The organism is Alistipes indistinctus YIT 12060, assembly GCF_025144995.1.
Classification (GTDB): domain Bacteria; phylum Bacteroidota; class Bacteroidia; order Bacteroidales; family Rikenellaceae; genus Alistipes_A; species Alistipes_A indistinctus.
This window is the reverse complement of sequence record NZ_CP102250.1, coordinates 709,022-734,991: the sequence shown is the minus strand read 5'-3', so window position 1 is coordinate 734,991 and position 25,970 is coordinate 709,022. Positions and strand designations below refer to the sequence as shown.

20 protein-coding genes and 1 tRNA gene are annotated in these 25,970 nt (G+C 53.9%); 13 read left to right on the top strand and 8 right to left on the bottom strand.

Features of this window, described 5'->3' with window-relative positions; all coding sequences use genetic code 11:
* Positions 1-114: 114 nt before the first annotated feature.
* The 4 genes from NQ495_RS03365 to NQ495_RS03350 all read left to right on the top strand — a co-directional run bounded on the left by NQ495_RS03365 (position 115) and on the right by NQ495_RS03350 (position 6,192).
* A complete protein-coding gene (locus NQ495_RS03365; protein WP_040294548.1) occupies positions 115-963 on the top strand; it encodes a hypothetical protein in 849 nt (282 codons plus the stop codon).
* 11 nt (positions 964-974) lie between these two features.
* Positions 975-2,819 (top strand): toxin-antitoxin system YwqK family antitoxin, encoded by a 1,845-nt coding sequence (locus tag NQ495_RS03360; RefSeq protein WP_009134374.1) that lies wholly within the window; start codon positions 975-977, stop codon positions 2,817-2,819.
* Between the two features lie 306 nt (positions 2,820-3,125).
* Entirely contained in the window at positions 3,126-5,573 is a 2,448-nt protein-coding gene (locus NQ495_RS03355) for a DsrE/DsrF/DrsH-like family protein (RefSeq protein ID WP_009134375.1), read from the top strand.
* 268 nt (positions 5,574-5,841) lie between these two features.
* A complete protein-coding gene (locus NQ495_RS03350) occupies positions 5,842-6,192 on the top strand; it encodes a MarR family winged helix-turn-helix transcriptional regulator (protein ID WP_009134376.1) in 351 nt (116 codons plus the stop codon).
* A gap of 231 nt (positions 6,193-6,423) precedes the next feature.
* Here the strand turns inward: NQ495_RS03350 and NQ495_RS03345 are convergent.
* A tRNA-Asn gene (locus NQ495_RS03345) sits at positions 6,424-6,500 on the bottom strand.
* 229 nt (positions 6,501-6,729) lie between these two features.
* A complete protein-coding gene (gene bioD, locus NQ495_RS03340) occupies positions 6,730-7,377 on the bottom strand; it encodes a dethiobiotin synthase (RefSeq protein ID WP_009134377.1) in 648 nt (215 codons plus the stop codon).
* A 68-nt stretch (positions 7,378-7,445) separates the two neighbouring features.
* On the opposite strand from bioD, the gene bioB reads away from it, so the two are divergent.
* The 5 genes from bioB to NQ495_RS03315 all read left to right on the top strand — a co-directional run bounded on the left by bioB (position 7,446) and on the right by NQ495_RS03315 (position 12,305).
* Positions 7,446-8,402, top strand: coding sequence for a biotin synthase BioB (gene bioB / locus NQ495_RS03335; protein ID WP_009134378.1), 957 nt, complete (start codon positions 7,446-7,448; stop codon positions 8,400-8,402).
* A 47-nt stretch (positions 8,403-8,449) separates the two neighbouring features.
* Positions 8,450-9,535 carry a DUF1573 domain-containing protein gene (locus tag NQ495_RS03330; RefSeq protein ID WP_009134379.1) on the top strand — a complete coding sequence of 362 codons (1,086 nt, stop codon included), beginning with the start codon at positions 8,450-8,452 and terminating at the stop codon, positions 9,533-9,535.
* Between the two features lie 96 nt (positions 9,536-9,631).
* Entirely contained in the window at positions 9,632-10,516 is an 885-nt protein-coding gene (locus NQ495_RS03325; protein ID WP_009134380.1) for a sulfide/dihydroorotate dehydrogenase-like FAD/NAD-binding protein, read from the top strand.
* Between the two features lie 14 nt (positions 10,517-10,530).
* On the top strand, positions 10,531-11,928 hold the full coding sequence (gltA, locus tag NQ495_RS03320) for an NADPH-dependent glutamate synthase (protein WP_009134381.1): 1,398 nt from the start codon (positions 10,531-10,533) through the stop codon (positions 11,926-11,928).
* 92 nt (positions 11,929-12,020) lie between these two features.
* Positions 12,021-12,305: a hypothetical protein gene (locus NQ495_RS03315; protein WP_009134382.1), complete on the top strand. Its 285-nt coding sequence runs from the start codon at positions 12,021-12,023 to the stop codon at positions 12,303-12,305.
* Between the two features lie 144 nt (positions 12,306-12,449).
* Here the strand turns inward: NQ495_RS03315 and NQ495_RS03310 are convergent, their stop codons facing one another.
* Positions 12,450-13,733, bottom strand: coding sequence for a hemolysin family protein (locus NQ495_RS03310; protein ID WP_009134383.1), 1,284 nt, complete (start codon positions 13,731-13,733; stop codon positions 12,450-12,452).
* A gap of 314 nt (positions 13,734-14,047) precedes the next feature.
* On the opposite strand from NQ495_RS03310, the gene NQ495_RS03305 reads away from it, so the two are divergent.
* Both NQ495_RS03305 and NQ495_RS03300 read left to right on the top strand, forming a co-directional pair.
* The gene (locus NQ495_RS03305) at positions 14,048-15,055 is read left to right on the top strand and encodes an energy transducer TonB (RefSeq protein WP_040294549.1); all 1,008 of its coding nucleotides are present in this window, start codon (positions 14,048-14,050) and stop codon (positions 15,053-15,055) included.
* Between the two features lie 90 nt (positions 15,056-15,145).
* Positions 15,146-16,099 carry an energy transducer TonB gene (locus NQ495_RS03300; RefSeq protein WP_009134385.1) on the top strand — a complete coding sequence of 318 codons (954 nt, stop codon included), beginning with the start codon at positions 15,146-15,148 and terminating at the stop codon, positions 16,097-16,099.
* Positions 16,100-16,235: 136 nt separating this feature from the next.
* On the opposite strand, the gene tpiA is transcribed toward NQ495_RS03300, so the two are convergent.
* Positions 16,236-16,994, bottom strand: coding sequence for a triose-phosphate isomerase (gene tpiA, locus NQ495_RS03295; protein ID WP_009134386.1), 759 nt, complete (start codon positions 16,992-16,994; stop codon positions 16,236-16,238).
* Between the two features lie 162 nt (positions 16,995-17,156).
* Positions 17,157-18,884: a lysine--tRNA ligase gene (lysS, locus tag NQ495_RS03290; protein ID WP_009134387.1), complete on the bottom strand. Its 1,728-nt coding sequence runs from the start codon at positions 18,882-18,884 to the stop codon at positions 17,157-17,159.
* 118 nt (positions 18,885-19,002) lie between these two features.
* On the opposite strand from lysS, the gene NQ495_RS03285 reads away from it, so the two are divergent.
* Positions 19,003-20,070 (top strand): DUF898 family protein, encoded by a 1,068-nt coding sequence (locus tag NQ495_RS03285; RefSeq protein ID WP_009134388.1) that lies wholly within the window; start codon positions 19,003-19,005, stop codon positions 20,068-20,070.
* 5 nt (positions 20,071-20,075) lie between these two features.
* Here the strand turns inward: NQ495_RS03285 and NQ495_RS03280 are convergent, their stop codons facing one another.
* The 3 genes from NQ495_RS03280 to NQ495_RS03270 form a co-directional block, all read right to left on the bottom strand.
* Complete coding sequence (locus tag NQ495_RS03280; protein ID WP_009134389.1) at positions 20,076-21,050, bottom strand: hypothetical protein; 975 nt, start codon at positions 21,048-21,050, stop codon at positions 20,076-20,078.
* Between the two features lie 367 nt (positions 21,051-21,417).
* On the bottom strand, positions 21,418-22,380 hold the full coding sequence (locus NQ495_RS03275; RefSeq protein WP_009134390.1) for a helix-turn-helix domain-containing protein: 963 nt from the start codon (positions 22,378-22,380) through the stop codon (positions 21,418-21,420).
* 290 nt (positions 22,381-22,670) lie between these two features.
* Positions 22,671-24,344, bottom strand: a complete 1,674-nt coding sequence (locus NQ495_RS03270) for an AsmA family protein (RefSeq protein ID WP_009134391.1) — start codon at positions 24,342-24,344, stop codon at positions 22,671-22,673.
* Positions 24,345-24,486: 142 nt separating this feature from the next.
* Between NQ495_RS03270 and NQ495_RS03265 the strand changes: the two genes are divergently transcribed.
* Positions 24,487-25,962 (top strand): DHA2 family efflux MFS transporter permease subunit, encoded by a 1,476-nt coding sequence (locus NQ495_RS03265; RefSeq protein WP_009134392.1) that lies wholly within the window; start codon positions 24,487-24,489, stop codon positions 25,960-25,962.
* The last annotated feature ends 8 nt before the right edge of the window (positions 25,963-25,970 follow it).

The following is a 25,970-nucleotide window of genomic DNA, read 5'->3' as shown; positions in this document are numbered from 1 at the left end:
CTGCGGATCCAAAACAGTTATATCCGCGCATACAACGCATTGGGAGACAGTTTGCCCGGAAGATTATTCCGACTCAGGATTTATCCCGAGATGGACGGACGAATAACAGAATAAATGATAGTACTGTTAATGAAAAATCTGGGTGTTGTTTTGTTGTCGGGGATACTGGTGACGGTATTGACCGGCGGCAGTCCATCCGCCATACCGGATCGACAAAATGTCGGACAGGATCCGGTTGGGTATGGCTTTGCCCTTCGTCCCGGAGAACCGTTGACGCTGAATACGGCGTGTCGGGATACGGTGGAATATGTCGATTCCTACGGCGGCAATGGTAACCGCCTGTTTCTCCGTGTGCAGAATGATGCAGGAGCAACCGCGTTTTTTCTCTGCACCGGCAAGCTAATGAAAGCCATATCCCGGAATCCGAAACTGAATCCCGGTGATTTCCTTGCAATCGAGTGGGTTGCGGACAGTGCCGGCATCCCGGTAAAAGGGGATTGGAACGCATATGCCGCAAAAGCCCGACGGGTCGCCAGGATCAGGAACGGTTGGGTATCCCGTTACCTGCGTAAGCATAAAAAACAGATACGGTACACCGTTCAGGGCGGAGATGTAATGGGAGCCTTCAATATGGGAGCTCTTAAAAGGGTGGTGACCGATAATCTGAATACTTTTATCGCTTATCAAACCGATGCGCGAATCATTCGGTGTCTGATTGACAGAAAAGGGTGGCTAGAGGTGTATGCCGTTGCGGGGTGGGCGGAGGATGATTCGCTGGTTGTCGACGCCGATATAACGGGGTATCTTCCTGCGGGACGCAACGGCAAGGTCTCCGTAAGCATCGTATATAATTACTGGGCGAGCAACCCGCGCAAATATTATATCCTTGACGATGAGACCGGTGAATATGCCAGATGGCAGTCGCCTGACCGGTTTGCGGCAGACATGATCCTAAACGACTAAATTGGAATAAGATGAAGAGACTGGTTTTTACACTCCTTTTCGGGATTTCGGTACTGGCAGCCGCAGCGCAGGAGTTCGGGCAGGTTTGCACCGAGAAAGTCCCTGACGAGATCCACCATTTCGACCGATACAAGGTGAACTCACAATTCTACGACGCAGATCTTATCAAACAAAAAAACGATCGCGGGGTGCAACGCTGGTTTTGTAATGACACGATCATGGACGGCTTCTACCGGGGAGTCCCCTACATCGAGTATTATGGGCCGTCTGTATTCGACGGTTTCGATCTGCGTTATAGCGTTTATAAGTTCAAAGACGGAATCCGGAACGATACCGTCCGGGATTACAGGGCCGATGACAGTTGTTTGGTAGCTGAGGTGATTACCCTCGACAGCATACGGAAAATCTATAAAGATTATTACGATAACGGACACTTGAAGATTCTCGCTGAATCATCCAATGGCAAACTGGACGGTATCTGGCAGAAATGGCATTGGGAGGGCCGCCCCCTCCTCCTGCGGCATTACAAAGATGGCGAGCAGTGTGGAGAGGAAAAAATATGGTACGGGAACGGATACCTCTCCGGCATCTGGCATTATGCCGACGGGCAACAAATATTTCCCCATGAACGGTGGTACTATTCGGATTCTGAAGATGAATATTCCTCAACAGCGCCTGATTGGTATAAAATCGAGTACAGCCTCATGCCCGATCAGGGTTCCGACTACACACTGACGGAGATTTTTACGATCGGCAAGGACGGCACCAAACGTTTGACCACCAGTGAATACTATGAATACGGCGATTTGGTGCACAGCACTTATCAACATTGTGATTCCGTCGTGTATGATACGCTTTGCCGACAACCGCAGCAGCGTTTGGAAGTACGGGGGTATTTACGGGGCCGGCTGCGGGAGTATGCGAATTATCCGTTAGATAACCGGAATATGGATAGCACGTTGGGTCCGTACTTCGAAAGCTATTCCGAGGCCGGGGAGCTTACTGAAAAATACGTTTATGATTTTAACCGTGAAAGGACGGTTCCGGTACGCCTCTACAAGAATACGGGAGTGACCGTCACAGATATCACTTCGGCTGAATATGTAAAGTTACTGGCCGATAGTTGCAATATGCCGTTGGATACGGGAGCGGTGCACATATGGAAACCCGATTCACTGGTCGTAGAATTGAAAAAGCGGCAAATGCTACTTTTAAATTATTTGAGTGACTATTACGGTGTGCTGTGGCGATATGACGGCTATAATTCCCGGGCCGGAATGCATGTCCTGAATTGTGTACGTCCTGAAGAAAGACAATATTTTGCGATAGACCATACGTCGGGTGTATCAACCGAACTTTTTTGTAGCTATACTCCGGTTTGCTGTGGAAAATCCGACCTCTTTCTGACCTGTTATGAAGAGCCGTATGCGTGGGAGAAACCGGTGAATGTTGTCTATATCTACAAGGTATTACCGGGAGGGAAGATTGCACAGGTCGCTTCCTGTGACCGGGGGGCCGGTTTCGGAACGCTTGATCTGGACAATTTTATATGGGTCGGCGAACATACGCTCGTTGCTACGAAGGTACCCCGGGAGGAGCCCGTCCAGCTCTATTTCGGGGAGCCGTACGGCAATTTCCTGGAAGGGGACGAGTGTGAAGAAAATGATGACGGGATTTCCTACGCAAAAAGGTACGTACGTATCGAGATCGACCCGCCGGCTTTGGAAAAAGCGGATCCGTTACCGACGATAGAGAAGCTGGAAGAAGAGAATAATGAGTGGGTGAAGTTTACGATACAGGAAAACGATCAGGTGGTGACCGAAGAGAGGGACGGAGGAGAGGAATTTGACGGATAACCTTTTAGAGGTAAAAGATAAAACAGCACAAAATGGAAAACTGATTTTTAGGCTTTGTGGGGAGCTTTGCTGTGTTCGTCTGCGGTTGCAGAACAATCCGGATGGAGCATACAGTGTTCCCTTGAAGTACGCAGAAAGGACGGCGCTTCTTAAAAGTCCGACACATTTTGTCTGCATAGTATAAGCGGGATTATCTTCCAATGGAAGATTGTTTTATTGGAAAATAATAATACCTTTGCGTTGTTATCTTCTTTAGGAAGATTTTTCCATAGGAATATAATCTTTGTAAAACCTTATACAGACCAGATGAAACATATTATTGTCGGAGGTGTTGCAGGAGGTGCAACGGCGGCGGCAAGGATCCGCCGGGCAGACGAGCAGGCGGAGATCATCCTTTTCGAAAAAGGGAAATACATTTCGTACGCCAACTGCGGCCTGCCGTACTATATAGGCGGTGCGATCACCGAGCGGGAAAAACTCTTTGTGCAGACCCCGGCTTCGTTCGGTGGGCGCTTTAACATCGATGTGCGGGTGGAGAACGAAGTTGTGGGTATCGACACCATAGCAAAGAGAGTCGAGGTTCGCCGTGCGGACGGATCGACGTATGCGGAAAGTTTCGATAAGCTACTACTGTCGCCGGGAGCTACGCCCGTGAGACCGCCGCTGGAGGGTATCGACTCCGAAGGCGTTTTTACGTTGCGCAACGTTGATGACACCGACCGCATCAAAAGCTATATTGCCTCGCACAAGATAAAGAGCGCCGTTATCGTGGGCGCGGGATTTATCGGATTGGAGATGGCTGAAAACCTGCATCACGCAGGAGCAGAGGTATCGGTTGTGGAGATGGGGAACCAGGTAATGGCCCCTGTCGATTTTTCGATTGCTTCGCATGTACATCAACATTTATTGCAGAAAGGGGTTCGCCTCTTTCTGGGGCAGAGCGTCGAGCGGTTCGAACGCAGTGGTAATAATATCGAAGTTTTTTTTGCGCACGGTGGGAGTATCGTAACCGATCTTGTGATCCTTTCGATAGGTGTGCGTCCCGAAATCACATTAGCCAAAGTGGCCGGCCTCAGAATCGGCGATGCGGGCGGGATCTGGGTGGACGACTATTTGCAGACCTCCGCGGCAGACGTTTATGCCGTAGGCGACGCCATCGAATTCCCACATCCGCTGACAGGCAAGTCGTGGTTGAACTATCTGGCTAATCCGGCCAATCGTCAAGGGCGCATCGTGGCGGACAACATGGTGTTCGGTAACACGACGAAATACGAGGGTGCAATAGGCACTTCGATCGCCAAGGTGTTCGATATTACGGTGGCTTCTACGGGCCTGGCCGCCAAACGGCTCAAACAGTCCGGCATTCCCTATATCAGTTCGACCACCCATTCGGCCTCGCATGCCGGGTATTATCCCGATGCGCTGCCGCTGACCCTCAAACTGACCTTCGATCCCGCGAACGGCAAACTTTACGGTGCCCAGTGCGTGGGTTACGACGGGGTGGATAAGCGCATCGACCAGATCGCACTGCTCATTAAGCGTGGCGGCACGGTGTATGACCTGCAGAAAATCGAGCACACTTATGCTCCGCCTTTCTCCTCTGCTAAAGATCCGATTGCCATTGCTGGTTATGTGGCAGGCAATATCATCAGCGGAGCGATGCCTGTGGTGACATGGAGGCAAATATCGGAAGCGGATCGCACCGATACGCTGTTTCTGGATGTGCGTACCCGGGAGGAGTTTACCTTCGGTGCAATTCCCGGAGCGGTGAATATTCCACTCGATGAACTTCGCGGCCGGATCGACGAGTTGCCGCACGACAAAGATATTTATATCTATTGCGCGATCGGATTACGGGGTTATCTGGCGCTGAAGATACTGATGGGGCACGGGTTTAACCGTGTCAAAAACCTGTCGGGCGGCTACAAAACCTATGCTACGGCGACTGCGCCGATAGTGAACACAATGGCTCCTGTGGACACTTGCTGCACGACCGGCGTGGATACCCGGCGTGTGGACGGGCAGGTCAAAACGGTGCGAATCGACGCCTGCGGGTTGCAGTGCCCCGGGCCGGTTATGAAGATCAAGCAGGCGATAGATTCGATCTCGGAGGGCGAACGGATCGAAATGGTCGCTACTGACGCCGGGTTCTCGCGTGATGCGCAGGCGTGGTGTAATACAACTGGCAACCGATTGGTATACAAATCAGAAGATAAAGGGAAATATACAGTGGTCATAGAGAAAGGTTCGTCCGATACGTGCACGGTTCTGGCTGCGGGTGGTGGCAGGGCCAAAACGCTGATCATGTTTAGCGACGACCTGGACAAGGCGCTGGCGACCTTCGTGCTGGCCAACGGCGCGGCAACCACCGGACAGAAAGTGTCGATATTCTTTACCTTCTGGGGACTGAACGTGATTAAGAAAACAGCGAAACCTAAGGTAAAAAAGGATATCTTTGGCCGGATGTTCGGCATGATGCTGCCCTCGTCGTCGCTGAAGCTTCGCCTCTCGAAGATGAGTATGCTGGGGATCGGCGACCGGATGATGCGCCACATCATGAAAAACAAGGGGATCGACTCGCTCGAATCTCTACGCCAGCAAGCTATCGATAGCGGCGTGGAATTCATAGCCTGCCAGATGTCGATGGACGTGATGGGGGTAAAGCGTGAAGAGCTGTTGGATGATGTGACTGTGGGCGGTGTCGCCACCTATATGGAACGCGCTGAAGAAGCGAACGTCAACCTGTTTATTTAATTGGTTATAGATAAGGGTTTATTGAAGAATTATTGGCTGATCGGGAGGGAAATCGTGGTCGGGACCTAAGGTGGTTGGCTCTAATTTCGTTTATGTGTGTGGGAGCGGTAGGGTCTGTACCCGACCGTCTTTTCGCCCGTGAAGAGCACGGTATGGTGCGCCTTGAGGGAGGACTTGCTGTTCAGTGTGTTCCGGATAAAGTCGGAAACGGATAAATAGTTGTTGAAAATTTTGTGTGACAAGCCGTCCTTATCTAAAAGTCAGGACAATGGATAAACTATGTAAGATCCGCGACATTCAGCGCGCAGTTAATCAATTCGAGCAGAGTTTTGATAAAGAGTATGGAATCTCTTTGAACGAGGGTATGGCGCTCTGTTCGCTGCTTAAGCAGGGGTGCCTCTCGTCGGGTGAGATAGGAGAGTTGCTGGGGCTGACGTCGTCGAACAATTCGAAGATAATGCGCTCTGTCGAGAGTAAGGGTCTGGTCGAACGCGTGATGGGCACAAAGGATAGGCGACAGATGTATTTTTCATTGACTCCGGAAGGCAAGGAGCTGATTTCTGCCATTACATGCGAGCAGGTTGAAATTTCGCCTTTGCTCCAGAAATTATTGGAGTAAACAGAAAAGAGTTCGATAGGCAGCACGGGGCCCACCGTGCTGCTGGTTGCAGACTCCATGTTGTCCGTCTTGGTTCGTTCTCTGTTTCCCGAGGTCCGTAAACCGAAATCTGCAGCACTCTTCATCCTGTCGACACGGGCCTTGCCGGGACCATCGCGCTATAGTATGCGGCAAGTTGTATGTACACAAAAGAAAAGAGGTCGCGATTTTCATCGTAACCTCTTCGTTTTCTGGCTCCTCAACAAGGACTTGAACCTTGGACCCCCTGATTAACAGTCAGGTGCTCTAACCAACTGAGCTATTGAGGAATGTTTCTATCGTTTTGCGAGTGCAAATATAAGCCAAAATCTGAATACTGCAAAGGTTTTCGTGAAAATATTCCCGATTTTTTTGTGAAAATTGTGTTTCGTGCTCTTCTGTGTCACCCTGAACCAGTCTGCAACCCGTTGGAATACAGCATAACCGATGTCTCTGACAGCTGGCTAAAGCCGGATTTACCTTTTACCTGTTATTTGTTCCGGAAATTCTGGGCGCGCGTTACACGCCCTGCATTCCGATTTCGGTAAACCCGGCATTCGGATAGGTACGGTTGAGGTATTGTTTCAGGTAGCGCCGCGTATCTTCCGTGATCTCCCGGCTCGTCGGCGGATAGAGGTTGTACACCAGTTCGGCCACTTCGATATTCCGGGCACGGCACGCTTCGAGGCTCAGCACGGTGTGGTTGATACTGCCCAGCCTTGGAGAGGTGACGAGGATGACCGGGAGGCGGTGGTCGGCAATGTAGTCGATCGTCGAATAGGTGTCGGTCAGAGGAACGAACAGGCCCCCGGCTCCTTCGAGCAGGACCGTGTCGTAACTTTCGAGCAGTTTACCCGTATTCTTTTCCACCAGCGACAGGTCGATCTCCCGGTTGTCGATCTCGGCCGCCAGTTGCGGTGAGGCGGGGTAGGTAAAGGTAATCGGGCAGGTGGTGCCGTCGAGGTCTTCACGTTGCAGCGGAATGCCCATGATACGGCGGTGCAGTTCGATGTCTTCCGAAATGCCGGTGTTACCCGTCTGGATAAATTTCTGGGTAATGACCCGTTCGCCCCGGGCCCGCATGTCACGGGCCAACACACCCGTTACGATGCTTTTGCCCGCATCGGTGTCTATACCTGTGATGAAATATACATTTTTGCTTATCATACGCATGCGTTTTAACTTCGAATATCGTTTCAAAAGTAGTATCTTTGTAAGTCTAGTACAAATTTTCTATGGAGATCATCCGGTTGGAAGAGAAAATAGCGGCGGGCTACCGCCTCGGTTACGACGAAGCGTTGGAATTGATGCGCACGACGTCCCCCGGGGAGTTGTACGAATTGGCCCATCGCCTGAGGACCCGTTATCAGGGCAAACGTATCGATACCTGTTCGATCATGAATGCGCGGAGCGGCCGTTGCAGCGAGGATTGCAAGTGGTGCGCGCAATCGAAATTCCACAAGACCGATATTGACGTCTATCCGTTGGTGGGCGAAACAGAGGCCGTACAGGAAGCGGCGCATAACGCTTCGAAAGGCGTGGGGCGCTTTTCGCTGGTGACCAGCGGGCGGACGCTTACCGATGCCGAAACCGATCGTGTGTGCGCGATTTACCGCCGCATCGGACGTGAAGTGCCGATTCGACTCTGTGCATCGCTCGGGTTGCTGACCCGGGAGCAATTGGTGAAACTGCGAGAGAGCGGGGTAGAGCACTACCATTGCAATATGGAGACCGCCCCTTCCTATTTTTCGAAACTGTGCAGCACGCATACGCCCGAAGAGAAGATACGGACGATTGAGTGGGCGAAAGAGGCGGGACTTAAAATTTGTTCCGGGGGTATTATCGGGATGGGGGAAAGCGCCGAGCAGCGCATCGAGTTTGCGGTGACGTTGCAAAAAATCGGTGCCGTATCGATTCCCGTCAACGTGCTCAACCCGATTCCGGGAACGCCGCTTGCCGATGTGGCGCCGCTGACTGATACCGAAGTGCTCGTGACGATGGCGATGATGCGGATTATCAATCCGGAAGCGAATATCCGGTTGGCAGGAGGGCGCAATATGATCAAACACCTTGAAGAGAAGGCGTTGTATTGCGGGATCAGCGCGTCGATCGTGGGTGACCTGTTGACTACGACAGGCTCGGATATCGATACCGATAAAGCGATGTTCCGCCGGTGCGGCTTCGAGGTGTAATGAGTTTTTGTAGTACAGGAAGATTTCACCGTAAGGGAGGAAAACGCATGAAAAGGTTCGTTTTTATAGCGGTAGCCCTGCTGGCATTTTGGGGTGCGGCTGCACAGCAGCCTTCGACGATGAAGTTCACCGCCGACGAGTGGGATTTCGGCACTATCAAGGAAGAAGGCGGCAAAGTGTCGCACCGTTTCGAATTTACGAACAGCGGCCCCAATCCGTTTGTAATCCAGAAGGTCGAGACCTCCTGCGGCTGCACGACACCGACTTTCACGCGCGAACCGGTGTTGCCCGGGCGTAAAGGTTATGTGGAAATTACCTACGATCCGCTTTATCGGCCCGGTTCTTTCCGCCGGGAAGTGACGGTGACGAGCAATGACCGCAAGAATATCAACAAATTGATCATTCGCGGCAATGTGATAGCGACTCCCCGGACGCCGCAGCAGGAGTTTCCGGTCGAGGTTGGCGGCGGGCTGATGGCTTCCCGCACGACGGTCGGGGTGGGGTATCTCGCACGCGGGACCTCACAGGCGGGAACGCTGGAATATTATAATGATTCGAAAAATTCCGTTACGCTCGGCGTCGAGTACGAGTCTCCTGCGATTCCGGGTTTCAGTGTATCGTTTTCATCCCCGGTACTGCAACCGGGTGCGCGGGGCGTTATGACGCTTACCTTCGACCTGCGCTCGGCCGACCTTTGGGGACGCCTGACTGGCGGGTTCTACCTGACCGTAAACGGCCGCAAAATGCCGGTGCGTTTTACCGCTACGGGCATTGCCGTGGAGGATTTTTCGAACCTTACTCCCGAACAATTCAATCAGGGCGTACGGGCCGATTTTACCGCGCAGTATTACCATTTCGGCGATGTGAGGGCCGGGGAGGAGAAGACCAAAAACTTTACCGTGACCAACACGGGTCGGTTGCCGCTGGTCGTTCGCTATGTGCATCCCGACGAGCATATGAGCGTTACACTGAAACAGGGGGCTGTGATCCGGCCGGGGGGATCGGTGACCTTCTCCGGAACGTTGCGTACCGAGGGGGCCCGGCCGGGCCGCTTTATGGGGACGACCGTGATTATCCTGAACGATCCGCAGCGTCCGATGCGCGAACTGAGGCTGACGGGCAACGTGATTTGACGGAGCCGTTGGGCCGGATCACCGCGTTTGCGATTTGGATACCGCCTGTGATGGGAGTGAAAAACGATATTTTGCCAGCAACACAAAACAAACGATATGTTTAAAATTCTCAGCAAAGAACTACTGGCCCCGAACATCTACCGGATGGATATCGAGGCTCCGCGTGTGGCACAGTCGGCTAAACCCGGGCAGTTCATCATTCTGCGGCTCGACGAAAAGGGCGAACGGGTTCCGCTTACCATTGCCGATTACGATGCGGCGAAAGGCTCTGTAACCATCGTGATCCAGACGGTCGGCTATTCCACCGGCAAACTTTGTGAACTGAATCCCGGCGATATGATCGCCGATTTCGCAGGGCCGCTCGGCCAGCCTTCGGAATTCGTGCACGACTCCCCCGGGGAGTTAAGCCGCAAGCGTATCCTGTTCGTGGCGGGCGGAGTAGGTACCGCACCGGTTTATCCGCAGGTGAAGTGGCTCTTCGAGCATGGTATCAAAGCCGATGTGATTATCGGGGCGAAGAACAAGGATACGCTGATTTTCGTCAACGAGATGGAAGCCGTGGCCGGAAACGTTTATATCGCCACGGATGACGGCAGCGCGGGGTATAAAGGATTGGTGACGGCTCTGTTGTGCGATTTGATCGACAATCAGGGCAAGCATTACGACGAGGTGATCGCCATCGGTCCGATGATTATGATGAAATTCGTCGCGCAGACGACGCTCAAATACGGGATCAAAACGATCGTCAGCCTCAATACGCTGATGGTCGATGGAACGGGTATGTGCGGTGCCTGCCGGGTGACTGTCGGGGGCAAGACGCGCTTTACCTGCGTGGATGGCCCGGAGTTCGACGGGCATCAGGTCGATTTCGACGAGGCGATGCGCCGCCAGGGTATGTACCGCACCATCGAAAGCCGCAAGGCGCACATGGCCGAAGAGCGTGCCCAGGGGCATGCCTGCAACATTGGATTGGACAGATAATCGGAGAAGGAGAGATGGCAAACAAGATAGGACGCGTTCCCGTACGGGAACAGGACCCGCAGGTGCGGGTCACCAATTTCGAAGAGGTGTGTTACGGCTATTCGCTGGAGGAGGCACAGTTGGAAGCTTCGCGCTGCCTGCATTGCCGTAAGCCCCGCTGTGTCGACCATTGTCCGGTATCGGTGCAAATACCCCAGTTTATCGCCGAGTTGGCGGCGGGCGATCTGGCCGCTGCCGCTGCGGTGATTGCCCAGGACAGTTCCCTGCCGTCGGTTTGCGGCCGGGTTTGTCCGCAGGAGTCGCAATGCGAAGGTGCCTGTATTCTCGGTATCAAGGGCGAGCCGGTGGCGATTGGCAAGATGGAGCGTTTCGTCGGGGATTGGGCGCTGGAACATGCCGATGAGATGCAAGCTGCGGATCGAACCGCTCCGAACGGACACAAGGTGGCCGTTATCGGCAGTGGCCCGGCGGGGCTGGCCTGTGCATCGGACCTGGCCAAGATGGGGTATCAGGTGACGATTTTCGAAGCGTTGCACAAGCCGGGCGGCGTGTTGGAGTACGGGATTCCTGAATTTCGCCTGCCCAAAAGCCGTGTAGTGGCACGGGAGATCGACAATGTCCGTAAGTTGGGCGTGAAGATCGAAACCGATGTGATTGTAGGCCGCACGGTGACTATCGACGAGTTGTTGGACCGTGAGGGGTACGAGGCTGTTTTCGTCGGTTCGGGCGCAGGGTTGCCGCGTTTTATGAATATTCCGGGTGAAAACCTGAACGGCGTGCAGTCGGCCAATGAATTCCTCACGCGGGTCAACCTGATGAAAGCCTACGATAACAGTTACGATACGCCCGTTTATGTGGGTCAGCGCGTCGTGGTGGTCGGCGGCGGCAACGTGGCGATGGATGCCGTGCGTACCGCAGCGCGTCTGGGTGCCCTCTCCAGTATCGTTTACCGCCGCAGCGAAGCCGAACTGCCGGCCCGTGTCGAAGAGGTGCATCACGCCAAGCAGGAGGGAATCGAGTTCCGCATGCTGTCGAATCCGGTCGAAATTCTCGGTGATGAGAAGGGTTGGGTTCGCGCGATCCGGTGCATCCGTATGGAACTCGGCGAACCCGATGCTTCGGGACGCCGTTCGCCGGTGGAAATTCCGGGTTCCGAATTCGAACTGCCGTGCGATGTGGTTATCATGGCGCTGGGCACTTCGCCGAATCCGCTGATCGTTTCGACGACCGAAGGGCTCGAAGCGACAAAGCGCGGTTGCCTGGTGGCTGATGAGGCTTACGGGGCGACGACCCGTGCCGGGATTTTTGCCGGAGGCGACGCCGTGACCGGCGCTGCTACCGTGATCCTTGCGATGGGGGCAGGCCGTAAGGCGGCAGAGGGAATCGACAGATACATAAGGGCTAAAGGATGATATATTCGGGCTTATTTGCAGGGTATTATTGTCTGGTGTGTAAAAAAATCATACATTTATAGGGAAGACTAACCTATAAATGTATATTGATTATGTACGGACCCGGCTTCACTCCCCAGACGCCACGTCCTGCTGCGGATGACGCTCCGCCTGTTCAGACGGTTTCGACCGTCGAGTGGTTTTTCGCTATCCTGTTGATGGCAATCCCTTTAGTCAACCTGATTTTTCTTTTGGTTTGGGCGTTCGGTGACGGAATCAACCCCAATAAGGTGACTTGGGCGAGGGCGGCGCTGCTCTGGATGGGTATTTGGTTTGTGCTCTCGCTTTGCTTTTTCTCGACGGTGATGAGTGCCCTCACCACAGTGATAGCTAAATAAATTTTCCCGTACCGGCAACATCGACACCGGGACGGGAAAATTGTTTTATAGGCAGGACCGCTTTGGCGGCGATCGTTTGCCGGTTCTGATGCAGGCAAGTCGCGGAGGAGTCTCCGGCGGTTGTTCGGGTTAGTGCCGCAACCGTTATTCTTCCGTAACCGGACTGTTCATGGTGACGAGCACTTTGTCGATGCGAGCACCGTCCATATCGACGATCTCGAAATCGAACTCTTTCCAGGCGAAGCGCTCGCCGGTAGCGGGAATGCGTTCGAGCAAATCGAGGATCAGTCCGCTGAGCGTGTTGTAGTTGTACTCGTTGTAAAGCTCTTCTCGGTCGAAATAGGCAAGGAAATCATAGAACGGACATTGTCCGTCAACCAGATAACCGCCCTCTTCGCGCGGGATAATCTCTTCCTCTTCGCCGACTTCGGGCATGCCGCCGATCAGTGCGCGGACGATGTCCTTGAGCGTGACGATACCTTCGACGCTGCCGAACTCATCCGTTACGATGCCGTATTTCACCTCTTCGGCTTTCAGTCGCGCGAGTGCGTTATAGACGCTCAGTTTTTCCGGGATGTACTTGGCCGGGCGCAATACCTGCCGCAGGGTGAAGCCCGGCGTGTCCAGCTTGCCGAACAGGTCTTTGAGGTAGACCACGCCCACGATGTTGTCGAGCGTATGGTCGGCTACCGGATAGGCGTTGTAGAGGTTGCTCTCCACAATGCGTTTGATCTGCTCGTTGTCGTCAGAAATGTTGAGCCATACCAATTCGCTGCGATGCGTCATGATTGATCCGACGTTGCGGTCGCCGAGGTTGAAGACCCGTTCTACCAGCTCCTGCTCGACTTCCTGGACTTCGCCGTCTTCGGCGCCTTCCTGGATGATCGCTTTGATCTCCTCTTCAGTCACCTTGCTCTCCCCGGCTTTGTCGAGTCCGATCATGCGCATAACGCCGTTCGTGCTGCACGACAGCAACCAAACGAACGGGCGTCCGATGCGGGAGAAAAGGTACATCGGCCGGGCGACCAGCTTCGACACTTTTTCCGCTGCAGTCATGCCGATCCGCTTGGGGACCAATTCACCGATGATGAGCGTCAGGTAGGTGACCACCACGACGATCAGCGTTTGGGAGATGACTACACTGTAAGGCTGCAGCGGTCCGATTTTGGCGATTACGGGTGCGAACCGCTGGGCCAGTACGTCGCCCGAGTAAAGACCGGTGAGGATCCCCACCAGCGTAATGCCGATCTGGATCGTCGCCAGGAATATGTCGGGGCTGTTGGCCAGTTTCAGGGCGGTTCCGGCAGCTTTGCTCCCTTTCTTCGCATCGGTCTCCAACCTCGACTTACGGGCTGATACCAGTGCAATCTCGGACATGGAAAGGACTCCGTTGAGCAGGATCAGGCCGAGTATGATTACAATTTCCATAAAATAGTAAAGAATTGACGGTGTCAAGATACTATAAATTATGCAAATCTGGAAAAACACCGGTTTTTGTATCTGGCCGTTGGTATCGGTTGTCCGGGGCTTTGCTTTGCCGCCGGTGGCACGTTAGGGTGTCGGAACTTCTGGTGAGGACAATGCAAGAGCGAGCAGACGGTTAATTTTTAGGAATAAGAATGTTTTATATTGTATAAAACGCTATGTGTTTTGTTGAAATATGGTTATATTTGGGTAGGTTGTTCAATCCTAAACAAAATATAGGTATGATGATACGGCGAAGGATTTTGTTACACCCATTGATGTTTTGCCTGATTTGCAATGCAATGGTGTTATTGTCGTTGACTTCGGTCCGGGCGGCGGATTCCTCTCCGGACGGAACAACGGTTGACCGGATTACGTTCCGGGAAGAGAATCGGTTCGATCCGGTCGTTTACGTGGACGGGGCCGAGGTGAAGGAAGGGATGCAGGGCCTGAATCCCGATTCTGTTTTATCGGTGCATATTTCGTCAGCAGGGGATACTTTGTATGTCACCTCGCTGTCCGGAGTTGATTACGGCGGCCGTTGGATCGCACCGGATCAGGCGCTGCGGCACAAAAAGGCTAAGCGTTATTTGATTGACTGGCAGCCTGCGGATAAAAAGCAGGTGAAACAGTTGCCCCTCGATGCGATCAAGAGCGCGGAATACGATGCTTCGGACCGTACGCTCAGCATCCTCTCCCGCGACCGGAATGGGGTGGTGTATGACCGGAACGGAGTAGCTTTCGTTTTTCTGTATCGCACGGCACCGGGAGCGGAGTCGTCGCGGCAGGCTGCCGATTCCCTGCGTTCCTGCCTGGCCTATGCCGCATCGTTCGCAGGTGCTGAATTCCAGGGCGCCGGGGTAGATTCGTTTTCGAGGTGGGTAGCCCGGCATACGGTTTATCCTGTGCAGCTTTTGTCTCGGAATAGAGGTGGAAAGGTATGTGTGGCATTTTTTGTACGCACGGATGGTTCGATCGGAGATTTTCATGAATTGCAATCGGACAGTCATTTTTTTACAGAAGAGATATTCCGGGTGATGCAGGGTGCACCCCGTTGGAAACCGGCGACCGCTTTCGGTAGACCGGTGGATGTTTCTTATACGATAGCTTTTGAATTCGGGCAACCGTGGAATTTAAAGGGAAAGTCGGTAGAACGTAGACCGGTTTTACGGTCACCTCGCGCCGAATCTCTGCGACGACAATTCGAACGCTCGTATATAACGGTAGGAGGAGACAGCCCTGCTTACATCCCCTCCTTTCCGACAGCCGAGTCGATTGTATTTTAGTCCGTAATTTTTGGTTCGATCGAGTTATATTTTATTGTTTGTGAACGTTGTCATACACTGTGCATATGTTTAACCATTGAAATTATGCTTATGAGAAGTTGCAAGATGCTGACCGGGCCGTTTATGCATTGGATGGTCTGGAATGGAATGATGTTATTATCGGTTGTGTCGCTCCGGGCATCCGTATCTTCGGAAGGTGCGATGTCCCGGACAATTTCTCCGGAAGTTGTTTGGTTCGATCCGGTCATTTACGTGGACGGGGCCGAGGTGAAGGAAGGGATGCAGGGCCTGAATCCCGATTCTGTTTTATCGGTGCATATTTCGTCAGCAGGGGATACTTTGTATGTCACCTCGCTGTCCGGAGTTGATTACGGCGGCCGTTGGATCGCACCGGATCAGGCGCTGCGGCACAAAAAGGCTAAGCGTTATTTGATCGACTGGCAGCCTGCGGATAAAAAGCAGGTGAAACAGTTGCCCCTCGATGCGATCAAGAGCGCGGAATACGATGCTTTGGACCGTACGCTCAGCATCCTCTCCCGCGACCGGAATGGGGTGGTGTATGACCGGAACGGAGTAGCTTTCGTTTTTCTGTATCGCACGGCACCGGGAGCGGAGTCGTCGCGGCAGGCTGCCGATTCCCTGCGTTCCTGCCTGGCCTATGCCGCATCGTTCGCAGGTGCTGAATTCCAGGGCGCCGGGGTGGATTCGTTTTCGAGGTGGGTTGCCACTCAAGTAATTTATCCGCCGACTTTGCAGCGGTTTAATAAAAGCGGACTTGTGCGTGTCGCCTTCACCGTGCGTGCGGATGGCTCTGTTTGTGATTTTCGGGAGTTGGAATCTTCCAGTCCGTTGTTTACCCAGGAGGTGATCCGGGTGATGCAGGGTGCACCCCGATGGCAACCCGCTACTGCATTCGGTAAACCGGTGGACGCCTCGTATACGGTTGCTCTGGAGTTCAATACCGGTTCATCTTCCAATAATTACAGACATGTGTTGGGTGACTTCAGGGCTGGAAGTTTGCAGCGTCAGTTCGGGGGATATTGACACTTCCGATTGTGTGTTCGGAGCTTGATTGCAATCACTTCATGCAAGTTACTGGCTTTTTCTTGCGATTAAATGACAAAGGCTTCGGGCAAGCAGCCCGAAGCCTTTGTAAAATGTATAATGTATAAAGAATCCGTTATTTTGAGAATCCTTTGCCGATGGCGATGAAATCCTCGGCTTTCAGTGCCGCGCCGCCGATCAGGCCGCCGTCCACGTCTGCCTTGGCGAACAGTTCGGCTGCATTGCCGGGTTTGCAGCTGCCGCCGTAAAGGATTACGGTTTCGTTCGCAGCATCGCCGAATTTCTCAGCCAGCACCTTGCGGATAAAGGCGTGGATCTCCTGTGCCTGTTCGGCCGAAGCGGTCTTGCCGGTACCGATGGCCCATACGGGCTCGTAAGCGATGATCAATTTTTTGAACTGGTCGGGAGTGAGGTTGAAAACAACCTCTTCGATCTGCTTGCGCACTACGTCGAAATGTTTGCCGGCTTCACGTTCTTCGAGGTTCTCGCCAACGCAGTAGATAGGTGCAAGGTTGTTGGCGTAAGCCTGTTCCATTTTCTTATTCAGCGTAGCGCTGGTTTCGCCGTAATACTGGCGGCGTTCGCTGTGTCCGAGGATTACATACTCGACGCCGAGCGAAGCGATCATCTGGGCCGAAACCTCGCCGGTGTAGGCGCCTTTGGCTTCGGTGGCGCAGTCCTGGGCAGCTACTCCGATACCGGTGCCGCGCGACAGCTTCACGATTTCGGAAAGGTGCGTGTAAGGGGGGGCCACGATGAAGTTTACGCACGAGCAAACCTCGCCTTTCTTGGCGGCAACCTCTTTGAACAGTTCGACACCCTCCACCGGAGTGGTGTTCATTTTCCAGTTTCCTGCGACAATTTTCTTTCTCATAGTCTTATTATCAGTAAATTAAATGCATTTTTATCGTTGTGGGCGTACATCCGGTTCCAATCCGGGATGCATCGCTTTTGTAGCTCGGTTCCACGGAGGGAGTGTGCTGGCTTGGCGTGGTCCGCTGCCTCGGCCGCAGCCGCCGGAAGCCGGTGTGAGGGGTTATTCCCCGATCCAACTGCGTACGTCTTCGATCGTCGGGTTTTTGAGGCCCAGTTTGTTTTTCTTGTTGAAGCCGCACAGGTCGTTGAAGAGCTTGCCCGATGCGATTTTGCGCATGGCCTCGACGGTCAGCAGGCTCATTTTGTGCAGGACGGGGACCCATTCCGCCGGGACGCCGACTGCGCCGAATTCCTTCTCGCCGTCTTTTTGCGCGGCCTTTTCAGGACGCATCTGCGGGAAGAAGAGCACGTCCTGGATCGTGGTCTGGCCCGTCATGAACATCGTCAGGCGGTCGATACCCATACCCATGCCCGAGCAGGTCGGCATGCCGTATTCGAGTGCGCGGACGAAGTCCATATCGATGAACATCGCCTCGTCGTCGCCTTTCTCGCTCAGGCGCAGCTGCTCCTGGAAACGGTCGAGCTGGTCGATCGGATCGTTCAGTTCAGAGTAGGCGTTGCACAACTCTTTGCCGTTCACGAACAGTTCGAAACGTTCGGTCAGGTCCGGATTGTCGCGGTGGCGCTTGCACAGCGGCGACATGTCGATAGGGTAGTCGATGATAAAAGTGGGCTGAACCAGCTCCTCTTCGCAGTATTCGCCGAAGATCGCGTCGATCAGTTTGCCTTTGCCCATCGTCTCGTCGATTTCGACGTTCAGTTTTTTGCATGCTTCACGCAGCTCTTCTTCGCTTTTGCCGGTGATATCGAAGCCGGTTTTCTCGCGGATCGCGTCGGTCATCGACAGGCGGCGGAACGGGCGGGCGAAACTGATTTCGCGGCCGTCGATCATTACCTCGGTCTTGCCGTGCAGTGCAATGGCGACCCGTTCGAGCATCTCTTCGACGAACTCCATCATCCAGATGTAGTCCTTGTAAGCGATGTAGATCTCCATCACCGTGAACTCGGGGTTGTGCGTACGGTCCATCCCTTCGTTGCGGAAGTCCTTGCCGAACTCGTACACGCCGTCGAAACCTCCTACGATCAAGCGTTTGAGATACAATTCATTGGCGATGCGCAGGTAGAGCGGGATGTTCAGTGCGTTGTGGTGCGTGACGAAAGGCCGGGCCGTCGCTCCGCCGGGAATTGGCTGCAGGATCGGCGTCTCCACCTCGAGGTAGCCCCGCTCGTTGAAGAACTGGCGCATCGTGTTGACGATCTTACTCCGCTTGAGGAACGTATCCTTGACCTGCGGATTGACGATCAGGTCGACGTAGCGCTGGCGGTAGCGCTGTTCCGGATCGCTGAAGGCATCGTATACTTTGCCGTCTTTCTCCTTGACTACGGGCAGCGGGCGCAGCGCTTTGCTCAGCAGCGTAAATCCCTTGCAATGAACGGACAGTTCACCGGTCTGGGTGATGAAGACGAAACCTTTGATCCCGACGATATCGCCGATGTCGAGCAGTTTCTTGAACACCTTGTTGTAGAGGGTCGATTCGGGATCGCCTCCGCACACTTCGTCACGTTTGATGTAGACCTGGATTTTGCCGGTATGGTCCTGCAATTCGAAGAACGATGCGCTGCCCATGATCCGGCGGCTCATGATGCGGCCGGCCAGTGAAACGTCCTGGAAATTGCCCTTTTCTGGGTCATACTGCTCTGCGATCTGTGCGGCGGTCGCCGTCACTTCGTATCTGGCTGCGGGGTAGGGATCGATGCCCAGGTTGCGCAGCTCGGCGAGCGAGTTGCGGCGGATCTGCTCCTGTTCGCTCAGTTCCAACGTGCTCATAATAGCGGTTTGAATGTTAAATACAGGCAACAAATGTACAAATTTTTCACTTCTTTTCCCGCGAGGAATCGAAAAATAGTCGTACATTCGTTGTCGGAACAGCTAACGAATCAAGATTATGAAAAACTATTTCAATTTTCGGGTGCGCGGGTTGCAGCTTTTTGCCGTTTGCATCGGTTATCTGCTCTGTATCGTAGCGGGCGGTTATAGCGGCATGACGATCTCCATGCACTATACGCAGGCTGCGGCGATGGCAGCCGTGGACCCGGTAACCTCTTCGGCGGTTGCACGCGAAGCATTGGTCGAACTCGTCGTGTTCCAGATTCTATATTTGCTGGCGGCGTGCCTGCTGGCTTTCTTTTATATGCGTATTTGCATAGAGGGGATCGAATACCGGGGCGAAGCCGTCCGGACCGATTACAGTTTCGGCCGGTATTTGGGATTGGTCGCTTTGGGAACGCTGCTGACGTTTGTAACGTTGGGGATTTATTATCCTTGGTTTATCGCGCGGATGACGCGCTTTTTCTCGGACAACGCGACATACCGCGACAGGCCGTTCCATTTTAAGGGTGCAGGCTGGACGCTGTTTTGCCTGATGACTTTCGTACTGATGATTCCTTACGGTATCCTGGCTTTTGTGCTCTACTTCTCGTCGGGTGTCGCAGCGGCTACCGGCAGCGCATTCTTCGGGATTCTCGTTCCGGTTTGCGGCGTGGGAATCCTGCTGTTGCTGGCACTCTATTACTATCTCGAGCTTAAATGGTTCATCGATTTCGCATACGGCGAGTACCGGATTCGCCTGAAAAGTCCGGTGTTGGTGGCCCTGCTCTTTTTCTTCATCCAGTTTACGTTATCGATCCTGACGCTCGGATTGTACCTGCCGGTGGCGTTGGCGATGATTTACCGGTTCCTGGTCGACAATACGGTGCTGTTGTCCGGTGACGGCGACGAGGCGGGACGTTTCGGCTATCAGGGGCGTTTCGGGTACGATTGTCTCTATGTCTTCGGCCAGTCGATGTTGGTGCTGCTGACAGCGGGCATTTACCTTGCGTGGGCGACGGCCCGGATCGGGCGCCGCCTTGCTTCGCGCACCTATCTGGAATGCCCCGATACCGGGGGAGCTGTCGGATCGGGAACAGAGGGTGCGGAAGCAATCGCGCCGGTAGTTGCACCGGAACTCGGATAACGTTTTCAGGCTGGTTCCATCTGCAGGCGTGCGGCCAGTTCCCGCTGGCGCAGGAAGTACTGGCGGCGTTGAATTTCGCCGCTTTGCGAGATCAGTGTCGAATGGCGTTTGAGGAATTGCAGCCATTCCCGCTGTACGGTGCAGATGCTCGGATCCTGCGAGTCGAGCGAATTGATCGAATATACCCGGAAAAAAGCCATTTCAAAGCCGGTTTTGACCAGTAGACTGTAAGTCGCCTCGAAATCCAGGTGTGAGAGGTAGATATCCAGTCGTTTTCCCGGAGAAAATTCCCCTGCGGCAGCGAGCGTTTCCAGTTCGTCGAGCAGTAACAGCAGTTCGCAGAGCATCTTTTCCCGTTCGTCGTTTGAAATCAGGTGCAAATCCGAAAAATAACGGATTTCATTGATGAACGATTCGAACAACTTTCCGTCGAGGATAAACGTGGTGTGCGCCGCCTGACGGACGGACCGGCCCAGTTGCAAATGCAGGTCGGTCAGTTGCTGGTGGACGGTAATTTGCGACAGCGGTACGTGGGTGCGTAGCGGCTGGTGTTGGTACATCCAGCGGTAGAGCCGGAACCGGGAGAGATATTCGTACCCGCAGTAAAAGGTGAAGGGTATGATATTCGTCGCCGAAGAGACCTCCGCCGAGGGATCGTTCTGTACGTTTTCGAAGAAATCCCGGTAGCGTTTCAACAGTGTGGTGTAGGCTGCCATCGGGTTGTCGGCAAGGGGGATACCCAGGCTGAACTGGTTCGTGCCGCCGCTGACTGTTCCGGTAATGCGGTCGAGGGAGAGCGAGTAGTGGTGCGCGATGATGCCCGCTTCTTCGAACGTGAAGGTCACTTCGCCGCGCAGGCGGCGGTATACGGCTTCCTTGCCGATACAGAGGATGTCCATCAGCGCGTTGGCCAGATTTTCCCCGGAAGGAGCCGTTTCGCGGATCGCGCGGATTAATGCGGCGTTAAAATTTTCTTTCATGATTTTGTTCGATAGGATATTCGATCTTGTGTATATATAATTTTGTATCTGTACTTTCAGGATGTTCTTCGGATGCAAATCGTTGCCTGGAGCCGGATTGGTCGTCCGGATTATGCCCTGCCGCGGTGCGTTTTCCGCATCGGATGTTGGGTGTGTAAAACTTTCCTCACCTCTTTGCAAAGATGTGGTTTCTTTACCGGAAAACTGTTGCGCGGCGGGAGTTTGACTCTTTGGGGAAGATTCTGATTCTGGCGGCGGGGTTGGCTGGGGGCCCGAAAATCGAAAATCAGGTGTGCGGCGTCTCGGGTTGTGGCAAAATTCGCAACATGATTTCGAATGTGTGGCGCGGCAGTGATAGGTGTCCGGATCAGAGGGTGCCGATGATTTCTCGCTGTTGGTTGAAAAATTGGCGCCGCTGCATCTCGCCGCTGTGGGAGATGAGTGTCGAGAACTTCTTGAGCGACTGAATCCACTCCTTGACCTGCTTGAACACTTCGGGGTCGATCGAGGTGATCGAGTTGATCGCAAATACCCGGATCAGGCTGAGGCAATGCTGTTGCGATTCGACGTAACTATAAGTCGCCTCGAAGTTGATATTCGAAACATAGAACTGCACTTCGCGACCCGTTTCGAAAGCGCCTACGGTGGCGATATGCTCGAGTTCATCGACCAGTTCGAGCAGCTCTTCGCGCAGGTTCCGTACATTTTCATCGGTAATCAGGTGGCTGTCTATGAAATAGCGAATGTCGTTGGTCAGGTACCGGAACACCATGCTGTCCAGGATATAGTAGGTGTTGCGGACGAATTGTGTTTCGGAAACGAACTCCCGCTGCCGGTCGAGCAGTTTGTCGGGAAGTTCCAGTTGTTCGTAGCATTGCGTGTTGTTCTGCTGAGAATGCTGGTAGATCCATTTGAACATCCTGAATTTCGATAACAGCGGATATTTCAGGTAGATCGTTTGCGGAATGATGTTCGACGAGGTGTTCAGTTCGCTTTCGGGTTCTTCTTTGATGACGCTGAATATTTTTGCATAATGTTCGATGATGCCGTAGTAGGTCTCGATCGGATTGTCATAATGGGTCAGGTTCAGATCGAAGAGTGCGTTGCCTCTGAAGGTTGTGCCGGTGATCCGGTCGAGCGATATGCCGATTTTCTGCGAGATGACCGCCGCTTCGGCCAGCGTGAAAGGTACCTCGCCTCGCAGCCGGCGGTAAACGGCCTCTTTGCCGATATAGAGGATGTCCATCAGCAGGTTCGCGAGATTCGTACCCTGGGGTAGTTTCTCCTTCATCGCGGAAATCAGCCCGGTGTTCAATTGGTCGGTTATCATAGTTTGTATTGCTTTTATCCCGGAGCTTGCGGTTGCCTGAAACCGGAGCTGCCTGAAGTTTCGTGTTATGCAGCGAGTCTGTCCGGGGAGCGGTCAGCCTGCATTTTTCAATTTTCAAGTCAAATATCCGGCCAAGTTGCGGTCTTAGCCTAATGGATATGGTGAATGGTTTGAAAATGAAACCGATATGTGAGCCGAAAAAATCTTCGTATAATTAAAGATAGGAAAATAAATTGGAGAATGATACGGTCCGGACTAAAAATTAGGTATAAGCGGTCCGGGGAATGGTGTTATTTGTCGCGGTGCCGCTTCCTGTCGCGCCCCATGAGCGTGGATTTGACTCCCGGTAGCAGCGATTTCCACAAGTAGTTGAATTGGGAGCGGTACTGGTCCCTTTCCGTTGTTCCGGAACCGGTTCGCATCCCCTGGCTGTCCGGATTGCTGTGCTTGAGCACCAGTCCGTCGAGCACTGCGGAGAGGAATTTCCGTTCTTGCAGCCGTCCGTTTTCGTTTTTCATCCATGCGACATTCAGGCTGTCGTACCGCAGTTCGAGCGTTACCGAGGATTGCATGGCGTTCCCGGCGATGCTGAAGTTCATGCCGTTGATCCGGCCGTTGTCGATGTACAGGTTGGTGAGGGGTTCTGTAATCGGATTCAGCGCTTCGGCATTGAGGGGGCCGAGTCGGCCTGTTACCGTAAAATCGTTATCGGTCGAATCGACGGGGAGCGTAAAGGTCGCCTGCATCCGGCCCCGGTTCATCAGCTTGCCCTGTGCTTCGATCGTGAAAGAGGTGCGACCGTTCCGGGGCCGGTTCGTAAGCCCGAAAAAGTCCCCGTTCAGTTCGTTGAAGGTGATGGTTCCCGGGGTCGTTCCTGTGGGCGAAAGTTCCTGGTAGGTCACGTCGAGGCTGTCGAAACGGATGCGGCGGATATCGACGTCCCAGGGCAGTTTATGCAGAGATTCGTAGAACAGCGGTTTGATCCGCTGGCGCTGGGGCACCTGCCTGTTTTTGTAACTGCCGAGTATCACATTCCGGACAGCGACACTGTCTATCTTCAACGACTTGTCGTTCAGCAATGCCGCGAAGTCCACTCCGTTGCAGTCGACCGCTGCGGCTACTGCCTGTGTCCAGTCGGTGTGGTTGCGGGTGAGCGCTGCGAAGTCGCTTTTCGGAAGTTGCGGCAGCAGGCGGATACCCCGGAGCGAGAGCCCTCCGGTTTTGGTGTCGACGCCGAGTGAATCTATCTCCAGTTTTATGTTACCGTCGTCCAGCAGGTAGGTGATGCTGCCGATCGTGGTATGGAAGTCGCCGCTGAGAAAATCATGCTCCGGATCGCTGGACGAAGCGTCGAGGCCGAGGTGGTCGGTTTGGAGCGTAATGTCATCGATACCGTGGCAAAGCCGCTTGCCGTTCCTGAGTTCGCAATAGTCGAACGTCCCACCGGTCAGTGCAAAGCGACCGATGGCTATCTGACCTGCGAATGCGGCCAGTTGTTCGCGGGCGTTTCTTTTGGATTTTGGTGCCGTGCTGTCCTGGTCCGGACGCCTGTAATCGGAGTTGCGCACCAGACGTACGACGGGGGATTGCAGGGTCAGTTCGCCGAGTGAAAGCGAACGGTCACCCCCGCTGTTTTTCCAACGGATGCCTTTGACGAAAAGTTGTTCCAGTTCGATCCTGAGCGACTCGAGCGGGGTACCTTTGGCTGCGAGCGTCGTGCTGTCGGTGCTGAGCGTTATGCCGCGCAGGCGTACCGAGCGGTTAAAGAGGTTAAAACGGGCGTGCCTGACCTCCACGCGGCAGATGCCGCCGGTCAGGACGGCCGCTTCGCGCTCGATGGTGCGGCGGATTTTTATCCCGATCCAGATTTCGGCTCCTGCCAGCAGGAGCACAAGCAACAGCACACCTCCCGCCATAAGTGTGACAGGACGCTTCCACCACCGCTTCGAGGTTCGCTCAGTCATAGTGTAAAGATAAATGTTTGAAACGTCGATTGATCCTTATCCCATGCAAATTTGCGTCCACACCTGCCGGTGGCACTTTTTTTGTCCCGCTGAAAACAGGACTTCAAAAGAGACAGGAAGCAGAACCCCGAAAGGAGATAAAATGAAGATACGAGAGATGCAGGCCCGTTTGCAGCAGAGCCGGGGATATAAATGGTGGGTGTTGGGAATGATTATGCTCGGCACGTTTATGGCCGTGCTCGACGTGACGGTGGTCAATGTGGGTATCCCGACGATCATGTCGGCGTTCCATATCCGGATTTCGTCGGCCGAATGGGTCATCACCGCCTATATGATTACGATGACGATTATGCTGCCGTCGGCCGGCTGGTTGGCCGACCGGTACGGCAACAAGAAACTCTACTTGGGTGGAATGGTTATTTTTACGTTGGGATCGTGGCTCTGCGGGCGTGCGGGAACCGACGGTTTCCTGATTGCTGCACGGGCGTTACAGGGAGTTGGCAGCGGCATGATCCAGTCGCTCGGACTGGCCATCGTCACGCGTGAGTTTCCGCCCCGGCAGCGCGGGGTGGCTCTCGGTCTTTGGTCGGTGGCTGCCGCCGCTTCGATCTCGTTCGGTCCGTTGCTGGGCGGTTTCCTGGTCGAAAAGAGCTGGCATCTGATTTTCGATATCAATGTGCCGATCGGCATTTTTGCCGTCCTGTTGGGCCTGTTCGTGCAGAAAGAGTGGAAAAATCCCGTTCAGGGCCGTTTCGACTGGCTCGGATTTACCTCCATTGCCGTATTCATGCCGTTGACGATTTATGCGCTGGCCCGGGGAAACGCCGCGACGAATCCGCAAGGATGGTCATCGCCCGTGGTTATCGGTTGTTTCATAGTGGCGGCCGTCGCCCTTGCGGTTTTCATAGCGGCTGAATGGAGGCAAAAACATCCGCTGTTGAATATCCGGCTGCTGAAAGACCTTCATTTCGGTGTGTCGATGGTCACGTTGTTCATTTTCGGGATCGGGATGCTCGGGGGGACCTATCTCCTGCCGCTTTATATGCAGGAAGGACTGGGCTATACGGCTGTAATGGCCGGCAGTGTCTTTCTGCCCGTCGGCATGATACAGGGCGTCCTTTCGACCGTTTCCGGGGTGCTCACTCGTTATGTGAAACCGTTGGTGCTCGTTTTTCTCGGGGTGATGGTTATGTCGGCGAGCTTCTATCTGGCGAGCCGTTTCACGATCCACACCTCGCATGCGCAAATCATGCTGGTCCTTTACCTGCGCGGTTTCGGGATGGGGCTTACCTTCGCTCCGCTCAACTTTTTCTCGCTGCAGAACCTTACCCAGCAGCAGATGGCGGCGGCGGCGGGGATTTCGAACAGCATCAAGCAGCTTTCGGGCAGTATCGGCATTGCCGTGCTCACGTCGATCCTGACTTACCGCACGGCCTTTCATACGGCCCGCGAAACGGTATCGCACGCACAGTCCTATGTGGAGGGGGTGACCGATGATTTTCTCGTCGTCACGTTTATTACGCTGGCTTCGATGCTGCCGTTCGTGTGGATGCTGCTGCGCAGGCGGGGTAAACCGCTTCCCGTGCAAGCAGACGGAAAACCGGCTAATGAAAATTGAACCAATAT